This window comes from Nocardia sp. NPDC059229 (assembly GCF_042754165.1).
Taxonomy (GTDB): domain Bacteria; phylum Actinomycetota; class Actinomycetes; order Mycobacteriales; family Mycobacteriaceae; genus Nocardia.
In genome coordinates, this window is the sequence record NZ_JBHZAK010000007.1 from 47362 (window position 1) to 61827 (window position 14466).

Genomic DNA, 14466 nt, shown 5'->3' on the forward strand with positions numbered 1-14466 from the left:
CCGGCGCGCACCGCGCACCGGGCCGAATGCAGGTGCGACACAGTCCTACCGGGGTGGGATCAGGACGTCGTTGAGGGTCACCAGCTGCAGGCTGCGTTCCCGGATAATGTCGGTGAGCTGGTCGTAGAGGTGGGTGACCGTCGGCCGGTTGGCGTGACCGATGACGATGGACTGGGCCCGGAACCACTGGCGCGCGGCATCGAGGAGCATGCCGTCGTTGATCACCGGATTGGTGTCGTTCAGGGTGCCGTACCACATGGTCGGGACCGTGTAGCCGCAGTCGGCGGCGACGGCGTCGACGCTGCCGTTGTGGTGGCCGTAGGGCGGGCGGTAGTAGGGCGTGCCGTCGGTGCCGTACTGGTTCCAGAGGAAGTCCTTGCACCGCTCGAGCTGGTCGGCGATGGCGCCGCCGGACAGCTTGGTCAGGTCCGGGTGGTCCCAGGTGTGGTTGCCGAGCTGCACCTGACCCGAGTCGACCAGGGGGCGCAGTACATCCCGATGGTCGAGCCAGCCGGGATAGTAGGCGGTCACGAAGAAGGTCAGCCGAGCCCCGGTGTCCCGGGCGAAATCGATGAAGCCGCGGATGGTTTCGGAACTGGCGCCGTCATCGATGGTGAGCGCCATATGGTTTCCGGCGCCCGGCAGCGCGGTGACGGTGCCGGGCCCGATCGGCGTCCTGGGTCCGAAATCCGGTGTCACCTGCGGTATCCCGGGCAGCTGCGGAATGATTCCGCTGCCGGATCCGGTGTCGAAGGGGAAGTCGGCGCGCGATTCGCCCGTGCCCATCAGGGTGGCGGCCGTGCCCGCCGCCAGCATCGTCAGCAGCCGTCGTCTGTCCATTGCGACCCTCATTCAATTCACTACGGTTGAAACTTCCGCTCCCCCAGCGAAAACCGGCTACGTCGGCGAGACCAGCACATCGTTGAGCGTCACCATGGACAGGTTGCGCTCCCGGATGATCTCGGCCAGACGGTCGTAGCAGTGCGTCACAGCGGGATGATTGGCATGTCCGATGACAATGGCCTGCGCGTTGAAATACTTTCGCGCACACTCGATCAGATAGTCCTCGGTAATGACACCGGAGTCGGACAGCGAGCCGTACCACATGGTGGGGACGGTGTATCCGAGATCCGCTGCCACCTTGTCGACCGTAGCATTGTGGCGGCCGTAGGGAGGACGGAAATACGGAGTCCCGTCCACGCCGAAGGTGTTGCGCAGGAACGTCTTTGCCTGGGTGAGCTGTGTGGCCACCTCGGTGGCGGACAATTTGGTGAGATCCGGGTGGTCCCAGGTGTGATTGCCCAGCTGGATCTGCCCGGCGTCCACCAGCGGCCGCAGCTCGGCCCGGTGCGTGGTCCAGGAGTCGTAATTCGCGGTGACGAAGAAGGTGAACCGCGCCCCGGTGTCCTTGGCGAATTTGATATACGCGCCGACCACGGCCGGATCGGCGCCGTCGTCGACGGTGAGTGCCAAATCATTGCCGGTGCCGGGCAATCCGGTAATCGTCCCGGCGGGAATGCGGGATTTCTGCGCGGCCGGCGGCGCGGCGAGCGCCTTCGGAGTCGGTGCCGCCGACGGCGTTCCGGCGGGTCCGCTGATGCGTGGCGTCACCCTGTGGGAGGGGCCGGACTCCGCGGAGCAGCCGGTCAGCGCCGCCGCAGTGCCCGCGGCGAGCATCACGAGCAGCTGTCGTCTATCCATCTCTGTCGTTCACTCCGAAGATATATATTTCTCGGCCTCGCCTCCCTCGCAGGGCCTATCCGTTATATCTACGCGCCGTGAACTGAGCACCAATTCTGTGCGAAATGATCGAAATTCAGGACGGAATTTAAGGCTGCTCTCAGTGTGGGATGGGGCGCAGCACGATTTCGGTGGGATGCGCGTCACGCGGGGTCTCGACGGCCTGCCGCACGGCGCGGGCAACCGTTTCGGCCCTGAGGAATTCGCCCGGCCGGTACTCGCGGCCCTCCCCCTCGATGATCTCGCGCTGCATGTCGGTGTCGATGCGCCCGGGATGCACCGAGGTCACCCGCAGCGCGGGCTCCTCCAGGCGCAGTGCGTCGCCGAAGGCGCGCAGCCCGAACTTGCTGGCCGCGTACACGCCCCAGCCCGGATTGGCCCGCAGCCCGGCTCCCGAATTGATCAGCACCACATGGCCGTTGACGGCGCGTAGCGCGGGCAGCAACACCCTGGTCAACTCCGCGACCGCGATCAGGTTGGCTTCCAACGTATTCCGCCACTGCGCCACCGAGGAATCGGCTATCGTTCCCAGGTCAGCGATTCCGGCATTGTGCACCAGTACATCCAGCCGTTCGATGCCCGCCACAGCGCGCGCTACAGCGGCGTAGTCGGTGAGATCCACCGGCCATCCGGCGCTGCCGGGCAGTTCACGCAGTATCGGTTCCAGGGCCCGGGGCGTGCGCGCGCCCAGCAGCAGCCGATGCGTGGGCGCCAGTTCGCGGGCAATTGCCGCGCCGAGCCCCCGGCTGGCTCCGGTGATCAGCGCGGTCGGCTGGTCGGTGCTGGACTTCGCGGAATTCGCCATGTGATGACCGTAACCGCGTTACCTCGGCCTGCGATGCTCCGGTCGGGCACACCACCGCTAGCTGATCCACGAGAAGGCGAACGAAGTGCAATCTGGCGATCAGGACCCACCCGTCCATCGCGCATACCTGCGGGTGGGGGCGCAGAATAGGGCGATGACACACCCGGGATTCACGCCCACCCAGCTCGCGGCCCGCGCCGCCTACCTGCTGCGCGGCAATGACCTGGGCACCATGACCAGCGCCGCGCCCAAGCTGTATCCGCACATGTGGAGCTGGGACGCGGCGTTCGTGGCGGTCGGCCTGGCCCCGCTCAGCGTGGAGCGCGCCGCGCTCGAACTCGACACCCTGCTCTCGGCGCAGTGGCGCAACGGGATGATCCCGCACATCGTCTTCGCCAATGGCGTGGACGGCTACTTCCCCGGACCCGCGCGCTGGGAATGCCGCCGCCTGGCCGCCGACGCCCCTGACGGCCCGGACACCTCGGGCATCACCCAGCCGCCCGTGCATGCCATTGCGGTGCAACGGATTCTGGATCACTCACGCCGGCACGGCCGCAGCACCCGCGCGGTCGCCGAGGACTTCCTGAACCGGCGCTGGCCCGATCTCATGCGCTGGCACCGCTGGCTGGCCTACGCCCGTGACCCCAAGCAGCACGGCCGGATCACGCTGTACCACGGCTGGGAATCCGGCATGGACAATTCACCACGCTGGGATCGCGCCTACGAGAACGTGATTCCCGGTCCGGACCTGCCGCCCTACGAGCGCGCCGACACCCAGGTGGTGGGCGATCCCACGCAGCGGCCCTCGGACCGCGAGTACGACCGCTACCTGTGGCTGGTCGAGCAGATGCGCCGGGCCGGCTACGACGACTACCAGCTGGCCTCGACCATGAGCTTCGCGGTCGAGGACGTGTTCGTGACCGCCATCTTCGCGCTGGCCTGTGATGTGCTGGCCAATATCGGCGAGGACTACAAGCAGCCGCACGCGGATGTGCGCGAGCTCTACGAGTGGGCCGACTACTTTCGCGCGGGCGTGGTCGCCACCACCGACGCCCGCACCGGCGCGGCACGCGACTTCGATGTGCGCGCGGACCAGTGGATCGACACCGAGACCCTGGCCCTCTTCGCGCCGCTGCTCAGCGGCGGGCTGCCGCGCGATGCCGAACGGCGGCTGCTGCGCCTGTTCGAGGGCCCGCGCTGGTGCGGGCATCCGGATCTGCGCTACGCGCTGCCGCCCTCGACCTCCCCGGTGTCCAGGGACTTTCGCCCACGCGAGTACTGGCGCGGGCCGGTGTGGCCGGTGATCAGCTGGCTGTTCTCCTGGGTCTTCGCCCGCCGCGGCTGGGCGGAACGCTCGTTCATGCTGCGCGCCGAGGGGCTGCGGCAGGCCAGCGACGGCAGTTTCGCGGAGTACTACGAGCCCTTCACCGGCGAGCCGCTGGGCAGCATGCAGCAGTCCTGGACCGCCGCGTCGGTGCTGGACTGGCTGGGCTGATTCGAGTTAACGATTGGCAAACATCACCGCCCTGCCTTCCCGGCCATAGCGGGCGATCGGCCTAGCCTTTCGGGGCATGACCGGACGCAGCCTGATGAGAGCGCTAACAGTCGCAGCTACAAGCATCCTCATGGCAACCCCGGTGGGGGTGGCCGCCGCCGATATCGACGGCCCGGATGTGGCCTCCTGGCAACACCCGGGAGGCGGGGGCATCAACTGGTTCGCGGTGCGCGGAGCCGGATACGAGTTCTCCATGCTCAAGGCCACCGAGGGCCTCAGCTACGTAAACCCGTTCTTCGTGCAGGACAGCCTGGCCATGCGGGTGGCCGGAGTCGCGCGCGGCACTTACCATTTCGCGCGCCCGAACCTGCCGCCGGAACCCCAGGCCGCCTTCTACTCGACGATGGTGCTCGGCCAGAACGGGATGCTCGACCTACCGCCGGTGCTGGACCTCGAGGACTCCGGCGGACTGCCGCCCGCCGCGCTCATCGACTGGACCCACCGCTATCTCAACACGGTCCGGGCCCTGACCGGCCGCATGCCGATCATCTACACCTATCCCCGGTTCTGGCAGACGGCCATGGCCGACACCGATCAGTTCACCCACTACCCGCTGTGGATCGCCGACTACCGGGGCAATGACAAGCCCGAGGTGCCGGGCGGCTGGCCGACGTGGACGTTCTGGCAGACCACCAGCTCGGGCAATATCCCCGGCATCGGCGGAGCCGTGGACCTCAATGTCTACAGCGGCGCCCAGGGTGATTTCGCCCGCTTCGCGAACATGCCCTTCAGTGGCAGCAGTTAGCCGCGCCCGCAGGCGTGGTGATCCCCGCCCCGGGCGTCGTTCACAGCACCTGCGACAGGAACTGGCGCAGCCGCGTGGTTTCGGCGTTCTCGAAAAGCGCCTCGGGCTTGCCGGTTTCGACCACCTGGCCGTGATCCATGAAAACCACCTGGTCGGAAACCGAACGGGCGAAGCTCATCTCGTGCGTCACCACGATCATGGACATCCCGCCCCCGGCGAGCTCGGACATGAGCGCGAGCACGCCCTTGACCAGTTCGGGATCCAGGGCCGAGGTGGCCTCGTCGAAGAACATGATGTCCGGCTTCATGGCCAGCGCCCGCGCGATGGCCACCCGCTGCTGCTGACCGCCGGACAGATTGGCCGGGCGCACATCCGCCTTGCCGGCCAGACCGACCGCCTCCAGCTGCTGGACCGCCAGCGTGCGCGCCTGCTCCTTGGACAGGCCGTGCAGTTTGCGCGGGCCGAGCGCGATATTGTCCGCGACCGTCATGTGCGGGAACAGATTGAAGTGCTGGAACACCATGCCGATCCGCTGCCGTAGCCGGTCCGGGTTCTCGCCCAGCACCGACTGACCGCCGAGCAGGATGTCGCCGGAATCGGGTTCGTGCAGGCGGTTGAGCACCCGCAGCAGCGTGGATTTGCCGGAGCCGGACGGCCCGATCACGGTGGTGGTCTTGCCGGCATCCACGTGCACGTCCACGCCGCGCAGAATCTCGTTGCGGCCCAGCGTCAATCGCAGGCCGGTGCCGGTGAGGGAGGCACTCATGCTCCACGCCCTTCCGTGATGACGGCCTGTTCGACCGGGTCCGCGGGATCGTGCCCGCCCTGGGGACGGCCCTCGCGCATGCGCTTGTCGATGTAGTTGACCAGGCGGGTGAGCGGCACCGTCAGCAGCAGGTACATCAGGCCCGCCGCCACCAGCGGCGACAGATTCCCGGTCTGCGCGTTGAGATCCCGGCCCACCGCGAACAGTTCGCGCTGGGTGGCCAGCAGGCCCAGGAAGTAGATGAGCGAGGAATCCTTGATCAGCGCGATGAACTGGTTCATCAGCGCGGGCAGCACCCGGCGCACGCCCTGCGGGATCACCACCAGCGTCATGGCCTGCCGGTAGCCGAAACCGATGGCGCGGGCGGCCTCCAGCTGCCCGGCTTCCACCGACTGGATGCCGGAGCGGAAGATCTCACCGATGTAGGCGGCGGCCAGCAGCGCCAGTGCGATCGCGCCCAGCCAGTAGGGATTGTTGCCGGTGACGTTCTTGACCACCGGTCCCACGCCCAGGCCGATGATCAGGATGATCACCACTGCGGGCAGGCCGCGGAAGATGTCGGTGTAAACCCGTGCGGGCCAGCGCAACCAGCGGGTGCGGGAGATGCCCGCCACCGCGAGCAGCATGCCGAGCACGGTGCCCAGCAGGCCCGAGACCAGCGCCAGGATCAGGGTATTGGGCAGACCGGTCTTGATCAGGTCCGGGAAGGCCTTGCGGTACAGCGACCAGTCGAAGAAGGTGTCCTTCAGCTGCTGCACCGTGGATTTCGGTTGCACCGTGCTGTTGTCGGGCCGGTTGCCCGCGTTCTCGGCCGCGATCTTGGCGAAGTCCGGCAGCTGCGGCGCCGCAACGGCTTTGGAGCCCGGCTTCCAGCCCGGCGGCAGCTCCCGCGGCACCCAGTCCTCGTACAGCTCGGCGTAGGTGCCGTCGGCGATCACCGCGTCCAGCCCGGCATTGAGCGCGTCGGTGAGCGGCTGATTGCCCTTGCGCACCGCCCAGGCGGTGAAGTTGTTGACGCTGAAGGTGTTCTGCACGATCGAGGTCGGGTCACCCGGCTTGATGGCGCCGATGGCCTGCTGCGACGGCGCGACCCAGGCGTCGATCTGGCCGGTCTTCAGATTCGCGTAGGCGGTGTTGTAGTCGGGGAACTTCACCGGGTCCAGGTGCAGTTCGTTGACGACGTACTCGTCCTGCACGGTGCCCTGCACGACGCCGACCCGATTGCCGCGGTGCAGATCCGCGAATCCCTTGATGGCACTGCCGTTCGGCACCACCAGCGAGAAGTAACCGAAGTCGTAGCCATTGGTGAAGTCGACCAGCTGCCGCCGCGCGTCGGTGGTGGTGATGCTGGAGGAGCCGATGTCGAAGCGGCCGTTGGCGACCTGGGCCAGCAGGCCGGCGAACTCGGTGCCGGTGAACTCCACCTGCAGGCCGAGCTTCGCGCCGATGGCCTTCAGCAGCTCGTTGTCGAAGCCGGTGAACACGCCCTTGGAGTTGACGCAGATGCTCGGCGGCGCGTCGGAGAGGGTGCCGACGCTGAGCTTGCCGGGCGTCAGCAGGCCCAGCTTGCTGATATCGATCTTGGCCGTCGGCTCGGTGGTGGCGGTGGTGAACCGGTCCGCGCCCGCGTTCTGCTGCCCGGACGCCAGATTGGTCGGTGCGGCGCTGGCCGCGGCCTGGCCGGGCGGCGAACACAGATCGCGATCATCGGCACCGGCACTGCCCGCGAGCGTCGCGATGCCGAGCAGACCGACCAGCACAACTCCTGCCAATGCCAGCAAGCGCGGGGGACGATCTGGGCGCTGCCGCAAGGAAACCATGGCAGACCACCCTAGTGGGGGTGGTCTGCCAGGCCAGAGTTAGCCTCGGCCTGATTCGGCGGAAATCACAGTTCAGGCGCGTCCCTACCGCTGATTGAAGCCGTCCCGCCAGGCCACGGCCTCCTGGATCCGGCTCATGTCGTAGTCCGGCCCGCCCGAGCTCACGGTGAACAGTGTCACGCCCGCGTCCGCGTAGCCCTCCACCTGATCCAGGCCCGGCCAGGCGACGGACTTCTCGATGGCGGTGGGGTCGGTGCCGACCTCGGCGCAGTGCTCGCCCAGGATGCCGATCTTGCGCTGCAGCTCGTCGATGTCGGAGAAGCTGTGCCAGATATCGCCGTACTGGGCGACCAGCCGCAGCGTCTTCTTCTCGCCGCCGCCACCGATCAGGATGGGGATGTCGCGCACCGGCTGCGGGTTCAGCTTGGCCAGCCGGTCGGTGAGGCGGGCCATGGAATCCTTCAGCAGCGCCAGCCGGCTTCCGGCCGTGCCGAATTCGTAGCCGTACTGGTCGTAGTCCTTCTGGAACCAGCCCGCGCCGATACCGAGGATGAGGCGCCCGTTGCTGATGTGGTCCACGGTGCGGGCCATATCGGCCAGCAGATCCGGATTCCGGTAACCGCCGCCGGTGACCAGCGCGCCGAGCTCCACCCGCTCGGTCTGCTCGGCGATGGCGCCCAGCATGGTCCAGCACTCGAAGTGCGCGCCCTCCGGGTCCCCGTACAGCGGATAGAAGTGGTCCCAGTTGAAGACGATGTCGACGCCGATGTCCTCACACCGCCGCACCGCGTCCCGGATCAATCCGTAGGTGGGCGCGTGCTGCGGCTGCAACTGAACTCCGATACGAATCGGTCGGCTCATGAGGTGCTCCTCCGTCGGTGATCACTGCGCCCCATTCTGCCCCTCCGCTACGCTCTGGGCCGACCCTCTACTACGGATCGTCCGGCACGTTCCTGCCGGTGAAGGGAAGTGTGAAACCGTGGCAACGGTGACTTTCGACCAGGCCACCCGGCTCTACCCGGGCGCGGCCAACCCCGCCGTCGACGCCCTGAACCTGGAGATCGCCGACGGCGAATTCCTGGTTCTCGTCGGCCCTTCCGGCTGCGGCAAATCCACCTCGCTGCGCATGCTCGCGGGGCTCGAGGAGGTGAGCGACGGCCGAATCCTGATCGGGGACAAGGACGTCACGCACGCCGAGCCCAAGGAACGCGATATCGCCATGGTGTTCCAGAACTACGCGCTCTACCCGCACATGAGCGTCGCGGAGAACATGGGCTTCGCGCTGAAGATGGCCAAGGTCGCCAAGGAGGAGCGGCAGCAGCGCGTGCTCGAGGCCGCCAAGCTGCTCGACCTGGAGCCCTACCTGGACCGCAAGCCCAAGGCCCTGTCCGGCGGTCAGCGCCAGCGCGTGGCCATGGGCCGCGCCATCGTGCGCCAGCCGCAGGTCTTCCTCATGGACGAGCCGCTGTCCAACCTGGACGCCAAGCTGCGCGTGCAGACCCGCACCCAGATCGCCCAGCTGCAGCGCCGGCTCGGCACCACCACCGTCTACGTCACCCACGACCAGGTCGAGGCCATGACCATGGGCGACCGGGTGGCGGTGCTCAAGGACGGGCTGCTGCAGCAGTGCGCCTCCCCCCGCGACCTGTACCGCGACCCGGCCAACCTGTTCGTCGCGGGCTTCATGGGCTCGCCCGCCATGAACCTGTTCACGCTGCCGGTCGGCAATGGCTCGGTCACGCTGGGCGGCTGCCCGCTGCCGCTGCCGCGTTCGGTGGCGGCGGCCACCGGCGAGCGGGTGGTGGTCGGCATCCGGCCCGAGCACCTCGACTCGGTCGGCGACGGCGCCGGGATCGCCATGGAGGTGGATGTGGTCGAGGAGCTGGGCTCCGACGCCTACATCTACGGCCGCACCCTCGGTGACGGGGAAACCATTGTGGCGCGCGCGGATTGGCGCAACCCGCCCGCGAAGGGCACCAAGCTCGCGCTGGTCGCGGACTCGGACCACACGTACTTCTTCCACCCCGAGGACGGACGCCGCCTGAACTGACCTTCGGTCAGTTCCAAGGAGGTTCCGGGGGCCCAGCCCCCGGACCCCCTTATTTACGGGCGCGGGAGCTCCGCGCCTGCTTCCGCCGCCATTCGTCGTTCACCCGGACGCGCAGATTCTCCAGGGGGACTTCGTTTCCCGACGCACTGCGCAGTTCCGCGCGCACGGGTTCGCCCGTGGCATCCTCGAGCCGCTCCAGTGGCGCGGTGCCGTCCTGCAGGTACTTGTCACCCCACTGCCACAGCGCCACGACCGCCGGCAGCAGATCCAGACCCATCGGGGTGAGCACGTATTCGTTGCGGGTGCGCTTGCCCTCTTCCTGGTAGGGCCGCTTCTCCAGCAGTCCCGCATCGACCAGTTTGCGCAGCGCGCTGGAAGCCGCCGCGTCGGTGATGCCGATCCGCGCCGCGAAGCCGTCGAACCGCGTCGTGCCGTAGTACGACTCACGCAGGATCAGGATCGCCGAGCGCGTCCCGACGATGTCCATCGCCTTCGCGATCGAACAGGCCTCGGGCTTCCACGAGCCCAGATCGCTGAGTTTTCCCTCCAGTACTGCCGACATGACACACATCATACATCGCTGACTTGCCTTCACTATGGCCAGCTCCTACTCTGACTTTAGAGCGATCAAGTCAGACGCCGTTGTCGGACTCGAATCCGGGGCGGCGCGCCTGGAAGGAACGTCATGAGAGACGCAGTCATCGTCGAAGCGGTCCGCACCCCCATCGGCAAGGGCAAGGCCACCGGCGCCCTGCACGGTGTGCACCCCGCCGATCTGCTCGCCCACAGCCTGCGGGAGGTGGTGCGGCGCACCGAGATCGATCCGGCCCTGATCGACGATGTGATCGGCGGCGTGGTCACCCAGGTCGGCGAGCAGGGCTCCAACCTCACCCGCCGCGCGGCCCTGGCCGCCGGCTATCCCGAATCGGTCCCGGCCACCACCGTGGACCGGCAGTGCGGCAGCAGCCAGCAGGCCATCCACTTCGCCGCCCAGGGCGTCATCGCGGGGGCATACGACATCGTGGTCGCCGCGGGCGTGGAGTCCATGAGCCGGGTTCCCATGGGCGCCAACCTGATCGGGGCCGAGGACATCGCGGGTGCCGGGTTCGCCGAACGCTACCCGGAGGGCCTGGTACCGCAGGGCATCAGCGCCGAACTCATCGCCGCCAAGTGGGGCCTGAGCCGCACCCAGCTCGACGAGTTCGCCCTCGCCAGCCACGAGAAGGCCGCCGCCGCAACCAAGAACGGCTCGTTCGAGGCCCAGCTCGCCCCCTACGCCGGGCTCTCGCACGACGAGGGCATCCGCGTCGGCAGCACGCTGGAGGCGCTGGCCGGGCTGCGACCCGCCTTCTACAGCGAGGAGATGGCGGCCCGCTTCCCGCAGATCGGCTGGAACATCACCGCCGCCAACGCCAGCCAGATCAATGACGGCAGCGCCGCCACCCTCATCATGACCAGTGAACGCGCCGCCCAGCTCGGACTGCGCCCGCTGGCCCGGCTGCACAGCTTCTCCGTCGCCGGCGACGACCCGCTGCTCATGCTCACCGCGGTCATCCCCGCGACCCGGAAGGTCTTGCAGCGCTCCGGACTCGAACTCTCCGACATCGACCTGTTCGAGGTGAACGAGGCCTTCTCCTCGGTGGTCCTGGCCTGGGCGCAGGAGACCGGGGCCGACCTGTCGAAGGTCAATGTGAACGGCGGCGCCATCGCCCTGGGCCACCCCCTGGGGGCCTCCGGCGCGCGGCTGGCCACCACCCTCGTGCACGCCATGCACGAGCGCGGCGCCCGCTACGGCCTGCAAACCATGTGTGAGGCAGGCGGTCTCGCCAACGCCACCATCTACGAGCGCCTCTGATCCGGTCCGGGCGGCCTAGTAGGAGACCGCCACGACCGCCGCCAGCAGGCCGAGCACCCACGACTCGGCCAGCAGCGGAAAGGCCACCAGGGCCGTGGACCAGGCGCGCTGCCGCAGCCGGACGGCGCGCAGGGTCCACAGCGGCACCAGCAGCAGGGTCAGGCCGATACCCAGCCAGGCCACGGCGAAAGCCAAGGGGAGAAAACGGGTGTCATCGCCCGGGCCCGCGAGCGCGCGGTACTCGGGCACGAAACTCGTCAGCACCCAGGCCGAACCACACGCTGCGATGTAGATCAGCAGGGTGACAATGCCATCCGCGGCCGTGATCGGCGGCCGCCGCCACCCGGCCACCCTTTCAGGATGCCGGGTGCTCCGCAGCAGCGCTGGAGATCAGTTGACGGCGGTGGCCACCAGGATGTGCCCCGCACCGCCCGCGACGAGAATCACGGGCAGCGCGATCGCGGTCCAGATCCAGCCCCGGCGGCCCGTCATGGCCGCCACCGAGGCCAGCACCAGCGCGCCGACCAGGGCCAGGAACATGCCCCCACCACCGATCAGCAGGCCCCACAGCGCCGATGCGGGTGGGCGGATCACCACGCACTGCACCGAGAAGTCCTTCTTCGCGGTGCAGCGATTGTGGATCAGATCGAACAGCTTCGCGAACAGGTCGTAGGCCCAGCCGAAGGCCATGGCGACCCCGCCCAGATACAGCACCGCCGAGATCAGAATATCCTTGCGGCGCAGCGGCTTACGATCCGGCGCGGCACTCGGCAGTGCCGCCGCGGCCGCCTCCGCCGGGGGCAGCGTGGCGGGCATGGTCCGATCGGCCTCGCCGGGCGCCTGCGCGGAACCGCCGCCGACCACGTACTGCGGACCCGAAGCCCACGGCTCCGGCAGCACCTCGGTACCCATGGGCGGCGGGACCACTCCGCCGGGCGGCGAGTAGTTCCCGCTGGGCGGGCGAGCGGAATGCTGCGGCGGCCCAGGGGAGCTCACGGGCGCCTGGCCCGGATAGCCGGGACCGGCGGGCGATCGTGGTGCGCCGCCCGGCACCGGGTGCGGGCGCGGATCCTGCGGCGAACCGACCGGTCCGCCCGGCCGCGGTGGAGCACCGGCATTCCCGGGAGCCTGGGGCGGCACCGGCGGCGGGCTCTGCCGCCCGCCCTTCGGCACGGTCGGTCCGGCCGGGTCCACCGCGCCGGGCCGCACCGCACCGGCGGGCGGCTGCGGTGGCGCGGGCGGTGGCGGCGGCCCCTGGCGGCTCCCGCCGGGCAGGGTCGGTCCCGCAGCGTCGATCGGTTCCCCGGGCCGCGAGCCCGGCGCGGGTGGCTGCGGACGTCCGGGTCGCTGCGGCGATCCCGGACCCGCTGGATTCCGTGGTCCCCCCGGCGGGGCGGGCGCGTGCGGTTGACCCGGCGCACGCGGCGGAGCCGGGGAGAAGCCGGGATCGGACGAGGGTTGATCGTCGCGGCCCGGACGGCGGGGCTCGTTGGGCTGGTTCATGTTTGCGGTCTCCCCCAAGGCGCAGGTATGGAGCCGGGATCGGCTTCATTCGGCATTGTCGCCGGGCCCGGGCCGCGCCGCCACCTCTTACCAAACCGAGGCGGTGAGTAGGGTGCGGTGGATGAGCGACAGCGGCGATGCGGTGGATTTCGAGTCGGCGGTGGTCTACGCGATTCCCCTGCGAACCCGGTTCCGCGGGATCACCGTTCGCGAGGGCATGCTGATTCCCGGTCCCGCCGGCTGGGGTGAGTTCTGCGCCTTCCCCGAGTACGACGACCGCGAGGCGGCGGCCTGGCTGGCCACCGCGGTCGAGCAGGCAGCGGTCGGATGGCCGGAACCGGTCCGCGATCGGATTCCGGTGAACTGCATCGTGCCCGCGGTCGGCCCGGAACGGGCGCGGGAGATCGTGATCGGATCGGGCTGCCGCACCGCCAAAGTGAAGGTCGCCGACCATCCGGATTCCCTGGCCGAGGATCTGGAACGGGTGGCGGCGGTCCGCGACGCACTCGGGCCGGACGGCGCGGTGCGCGTCGACGCCAATGCGGTCTGGGATGTGGACACCGCGGTCGACCGGATCCGGCTGATCGACCGCGCCGCAGGCGGTTTGGAGTACGTCGAGCAGCCCTGCCGGACCGTCGAGGAGCTGGCGGCCGTCCGCAAGCGGGTGAACGTGCGCATCGCCGCCGACGAATCCATCCGCCGCGCCGAGGACCCGCTGCGGGTGGCGGTGGCGGGTGCGGCCGACGTCGCGGTGCTGAAATGCACTCCGCTGGGCGGGGTCCGGCGCGCGCTGGCGGTCGCCGCGGCCGCCGGACTCCCCTGCCTGGTGTCCTCGGCCCTGGAAACCAGTGTGGGCCTGGCCGCCCAGGTCGCCCTCGCCGGCGCCCTCCCCCACCTCGACTTCGCCTGCGGCCTCGACACCCTGTCGCTGCTCACCGGCGATGTGGTGACCGAGCCGCTGCGCCCGGTGGACGGCTACCTGCCAGTCCCGCGCACCGCGCCGGCACCCGATCCGGACCTGCTCGAGCGCTACCGGCACCCCGACCCGGAACGGACCGACTGGTGGCGGCAGCGCCTGGCCCGGGTCCGGAAACTTCTGCCCTGATCAGGCAATTCGCACGCCGCACGAATACATGGTGGTGCGCAGCAGCAGCGCGGCCTCCGGCCCGATGACGCCGTCCGTCAGCTCCAGGTAGCGACCGCAGAATTCGGGCCCGTGCGGCGCGACCCCGGTGCGCTCCGGCTCGAGGTGGTGGGCGAGTTCGTGCAGGATCACCAATTCGCGCAGGGCCCAGGCGGTTCCATGGGCGTGCAGCGGCACCGCGAGCACCGACCCGGCCGTCTCGTAGTGCGCCGCCTGGGCCCCGGCGCGCGCTCGCACCGTGACCGGCCGCGCCGCCCCGTCCCACCGGGCGCGCACCCAGTTCAGCGCGAGTACCCGATCCACGTACGCCTGTACCGATTCCACCGACGCGAACCGCCGCTCGATCGGCAGCGTGAGATGGGACCCGTGCACTTCGACGGTCCGTGCGCCGAATTCGTCGGCGCGATCGAACATTCCGCGCACCAGCCCCTCGGCGTCGTACACCCGGGACCGCTGCACATCGCGGACGGCCATGCGCGCGTT

Annotated in this window: 15 protein-coding genes; 5 read left to right on the forward strand and 10 right to left on the reverse strand. The window is 69.1% G+C overall.

Features of this window, described 5'->3' with window-relative positions:
- Window positions 1-45: 45 nt before the first annotated feature.
- From ACFXHE_RS17720 to ACFXHE_RS17730, 3 genes are all read right to left on the reverse strand, one after another.
- Window positions 46-840, reverse strand: a complete 795-nt coding sequence (locus ACFXHE_RS17720; RefSeq protein WP_379384269.1) for a polysaccharide deacetylase family protein — start codon at window positions 838-840, stop codon at window positions 46-48.
- A 57-nt stretch (window positions 841-897) separates the two neighbouring features.
- A complete protein-coding gene (locus ACFXHE_RS17725; protein WP_379384271.1) occupies window positions 898-1701 on the reverse strand; it encodes a polysaccharide deacetylase family protein in 804 nt (267 codons plus the stop codon).
- A gap of 139 nt (window positions 1702-1840) precedes the next feature.
- A complete protein-coding gene (locus ACFXHE_RS17730; RefSeq protein WP_379384272.1) occupies window positions 1841-2545 on the reverse strand; it encodes an SDR family oxidoreductase in 705 nt (234 codons plus the stop codon).
- A 154-nt stretch (window positions 2546-2699) separates the two neighbouring features.
- Between ACFXHE_RS17730 and ACFXHE_RS17735 the strand changes: the two genes are divergently transcribed.
- Together ACFXHE_RS17735 and ACFXHE_RS17740 are read left to right on the forward strand one after the other, a co-directional pair.
- Complete coding sequence (locus ACFXHE_RS17735; RefSeq protein WP_354841085.1) at window positions 2700-4040, forward strand: glycogen debranching protein; 1341 nt, start codon at window positions 2700-2702, stop codon at window positions 4038-4040.
- Window positions 4041-4134: 94 nt separating this feature from the next.
- Window positions 4135-4845 carry a glycoside hydrolase family 25 protein gene (locus ACFXHE_RS17740; protein WP_379384745.1) on the forward strand — a complete coding sequence of 237 codons (711 nt, stop codon included), beginning with the start codon at window positions 4135-4137 and terminating at the stop codon, window positions 4843-4845.
- A 40-nt stretch (window positions 4846-4885) separates the two neighbouring features.
- Here ACFXHE_RS17740 and ACFXHE_RS17745 read toward each other — a convergent pair whose 3' ends face one another.
- The 3 genes from ACFXHE_RS17745 to ACFXHE_RS17755 all read right to left on the reverse strand — a co-directional run bounded on the left by ACFXHE_RS17745 (window position 4886) and on the right by ACFXHE_RS17755 (window position 8292).
- A complete protein-coding gene (locus tag ACFXHE_RS17745; RefSeq protein ID WP_379384274.1) occupies window positions 4886-5611 on the reverse strand; it encodes an amino acid ABC transporter ATP-binding protein in 726 nt (241 codons plus the stop codon).
- Window positions 5608-7431 (reverse strand): ABC transporter substrate-binding protein/permease, encoded by a 1824-nt coding sequence (locus ACFXHE_RS17750; protein ID WP_379384276.1) that lies wholly within the window; start codon window positions 7429-7431, stop codon window positions 5608-5610. The genes ACFXHE_RS17745 and ACFXHE_RS17750 overlap by 4 nt, the downstream gene beginning before the upstream one ends.
- Before the next feature lie 84 nt (window positions 7432-7515).
- The gene (locus ACFXHE_RS17755; RefSeq protein ID WP_379384278.1) at window positions 7516-8292 is read right to left on the reverse strand and encodes an LLM class F420-dependent oxidoreductase; all 777 of its coding nucleotides are present in this window, start codon (window positions 8290-8292) and stop codon (window positions 7516-7518) included.
- Between the two features lie 118 nt (window positions 8293-8410).
- Between ACFXHE_RS17755 and ACFXHE_RS17760 the strand changes: the two genes are divergently transcribed.
- Complete coding sequence (locus ACFXHE_RS17760; RefSeq protein ID WP_379384280.1) at window positions 8411-9481, forward strand: ABC transporter ATP-binding protein; 1071 nt, start codon at window positions 8411-8413, stop codon at window positions 9479-9481.
- A 49-nt stretch (window positions 9482-9530) separates the two neighbouring features.
- On the opposite strand, the gene ACFXHE_RS17765 is transcribed toward ACFXHE_RS17760, so the two are convergent.
- A complete protein-coding gene (locus ACFXHE_RS17765) occupies window positions 9531-10043 on the reverse strand; it encodes a winged helix-turn-helix transcriptional regulator (protein ID WP_379384282.1) in 513 nt (170 codons plus the stop codon).
- A 123-nt stretch (window positions 10044-10166) separates the two neighbouring features.
- On the opposite strand from ACFXHE_RS17765, the gene ACFXHE_RS17770 reads away from it, so the two are divergent.
- Window positions 10167-11336, forward strand: coding sequence for a thiolase family protein (locus tag ACFXHE_RS17770; protein WP_379384284.1), 1170 nt, complete (start codon window positions 10167-10169; stop codon window positions 11334-11336).
- A gap of 15 nt (window positions 11337-11351) precedes the next feature.
- On the opposite strand, the gene ACFXHE_RS17775 is transcribed toward ACFXHE_RS17770, so the two are convergent.
- Together ACFXHE_RS17775 and ACFXHE_RS17780 are read right to left on the reverse strand one after the other, a co-directional pair.
- Complete coding sequence (locus ACFXHE_RS17775; protein ID WP_379384286.1) at window positions 11352-11687, reverse strand: hypothetical protein; 336 nt, start codon at window positions 11685-11687, stop codon at window positions 11352-11354.
- Between the two features lie 39 nt (window positions 11688-11726).
- Window positions 11727-12839, reverse strand: coding sequence for a hypothetical protein (locus tag ACFXHE_RS17780; RefSeq protein WP_379384287.1), 1113 nt, complete (start codon window positions 12837-12839; stop codon window positions 11727-11729).
- Window positions 12840-12960: 121 nt separating this feature from the next.
- Between ACFXHE_RS17780 and ACFXHE_RS17785 the strand changes: the two genes are divergently transcribed.
- Window positions 12961-13944, forward strand: a complete 984-nt coding sequence (locus ACFXHE_RS17785) for an o-succinylbenzoate synthase (protein WP_379384289.1) — start codon at window positions 12961-12963, stop codon at window positions 13942-13944.
- Here ACFXHE_RS17785 and ACFXHE_RS17790 read toward each other — a convergent pair whose 3' ends face one another.
- The gene (locus ACFXHE_RS17790) at window positions 13945-14457 is read right to left on the reverse strand and encodes a TIGR04338 family metallohydrolase (RefSeq protein WP_379384291.1); all 513 of its coding nucleotides are present in this window, start codon (window positions 14455-14457) and stop codon (window positions 13945-13947) included.
- Window positions 14458-14466: the final 9 nt, after the last annotated feature.

Excerpts from the sequence above, each read along its gene's own strand:
- ACFXHE_RS17730 (WP_379384272.1), bottom strand. The coding sequence starts at position 2,545 with ATGGCGAATTCCGCGAAGTCCAGCACCGACCAGCCGACCGCGCTGATC.
- ACFXHE_RS17790 (WP_379384291.1), bottom strand. The coding sequence starts at position 14,457 with ATGGCCGTCCGCGATGTGCAGCGGTCCCGGGTGTACGACGCCGAGGGG.
- ACFXHE_RS17750 (WP_379384276.1), bottom strand. The coding sequence starts at position 7,431 with ATGGTTTCCTTGCGGCAGCGCCCAGATCGTCCCCCGCGCTTGCTGGCA.
- ACFXHE_RS17755 (WP_379384278.1), bottom strand. The coding sequence starts at position 8,292 with ATGAGCCGACCGATTCGTATCGGAGTTCAGTTGCAGCCGCAGCACGCG.
- ACFXHE_RS17720 (WP_379384269.1), bottom strand. The coding sequence starts at position 840 with ATGGACAGACGACGGCTGCTGACGATGCTGGCGGCGGGCACGGCCGCC.
- ACFXHE_RS17740 (WP_379384745.1), top strand. The coding sequence starts at position 4,135 with ATGAGAGCGCTAACAGTCGCAGCTACAAGCATCCTCATGGCAACCCCG.
- ACFXHE_RS17745 (WP_379384274.1), bottom strand. The coding sequence starts at position 5,611 with ATGAGTGCCTCCCTCACCGGCACCGGCCTGCGATTGACGCTGGGCCGC.
- ACFXHE_RS17735 (WP_354841085.1), top strand. The coding sequence starts at position 2,700 with ATGACACACCCGGGATTCACGCCCACCCAGCTCGCGGCCCGCGCCGCC.
- ACFXHE_RS17765 (WP_379384282.1), bottom strand. The coding sequence starts at position 10,043 with ATGTCGGCAGTACTGGAGGGAAAACTCAGCGATCTGGGCTCGTGGAAG.
- ACFXHE_RS17785 (WP_379384289.1), top strand. The coding sequence starts at position 12,961 with ATGAGCGACAGCGGCGATGCGGTGGATTTCGAGTCGGCGGTGGTCTAC.
- ACFXHE_RS17780 (WP_379384287.1), bottom strand. The coding sequence starts at position 12,839 with ATGAACCAGCCCAACGAGCCCCGCCGTCCGGGCCGCGACGATCAACCC.
- ACFXHE_RS17770 (WP_379384284.1), top strand. The coding sequence starts at position 10,167 with ATGAGAGACGCAGTCATCGTCGAAGCGGTCCGCACCCCCATCGGCAAG.
- ACFXHE_RS17725 (WP_379384271.1), bottom strand. The coding sequence starts at position 1,701 with ATGGATAGACGACAGCTGCTCGTGATGCTCGCCGCGGGCACTGCGGCG.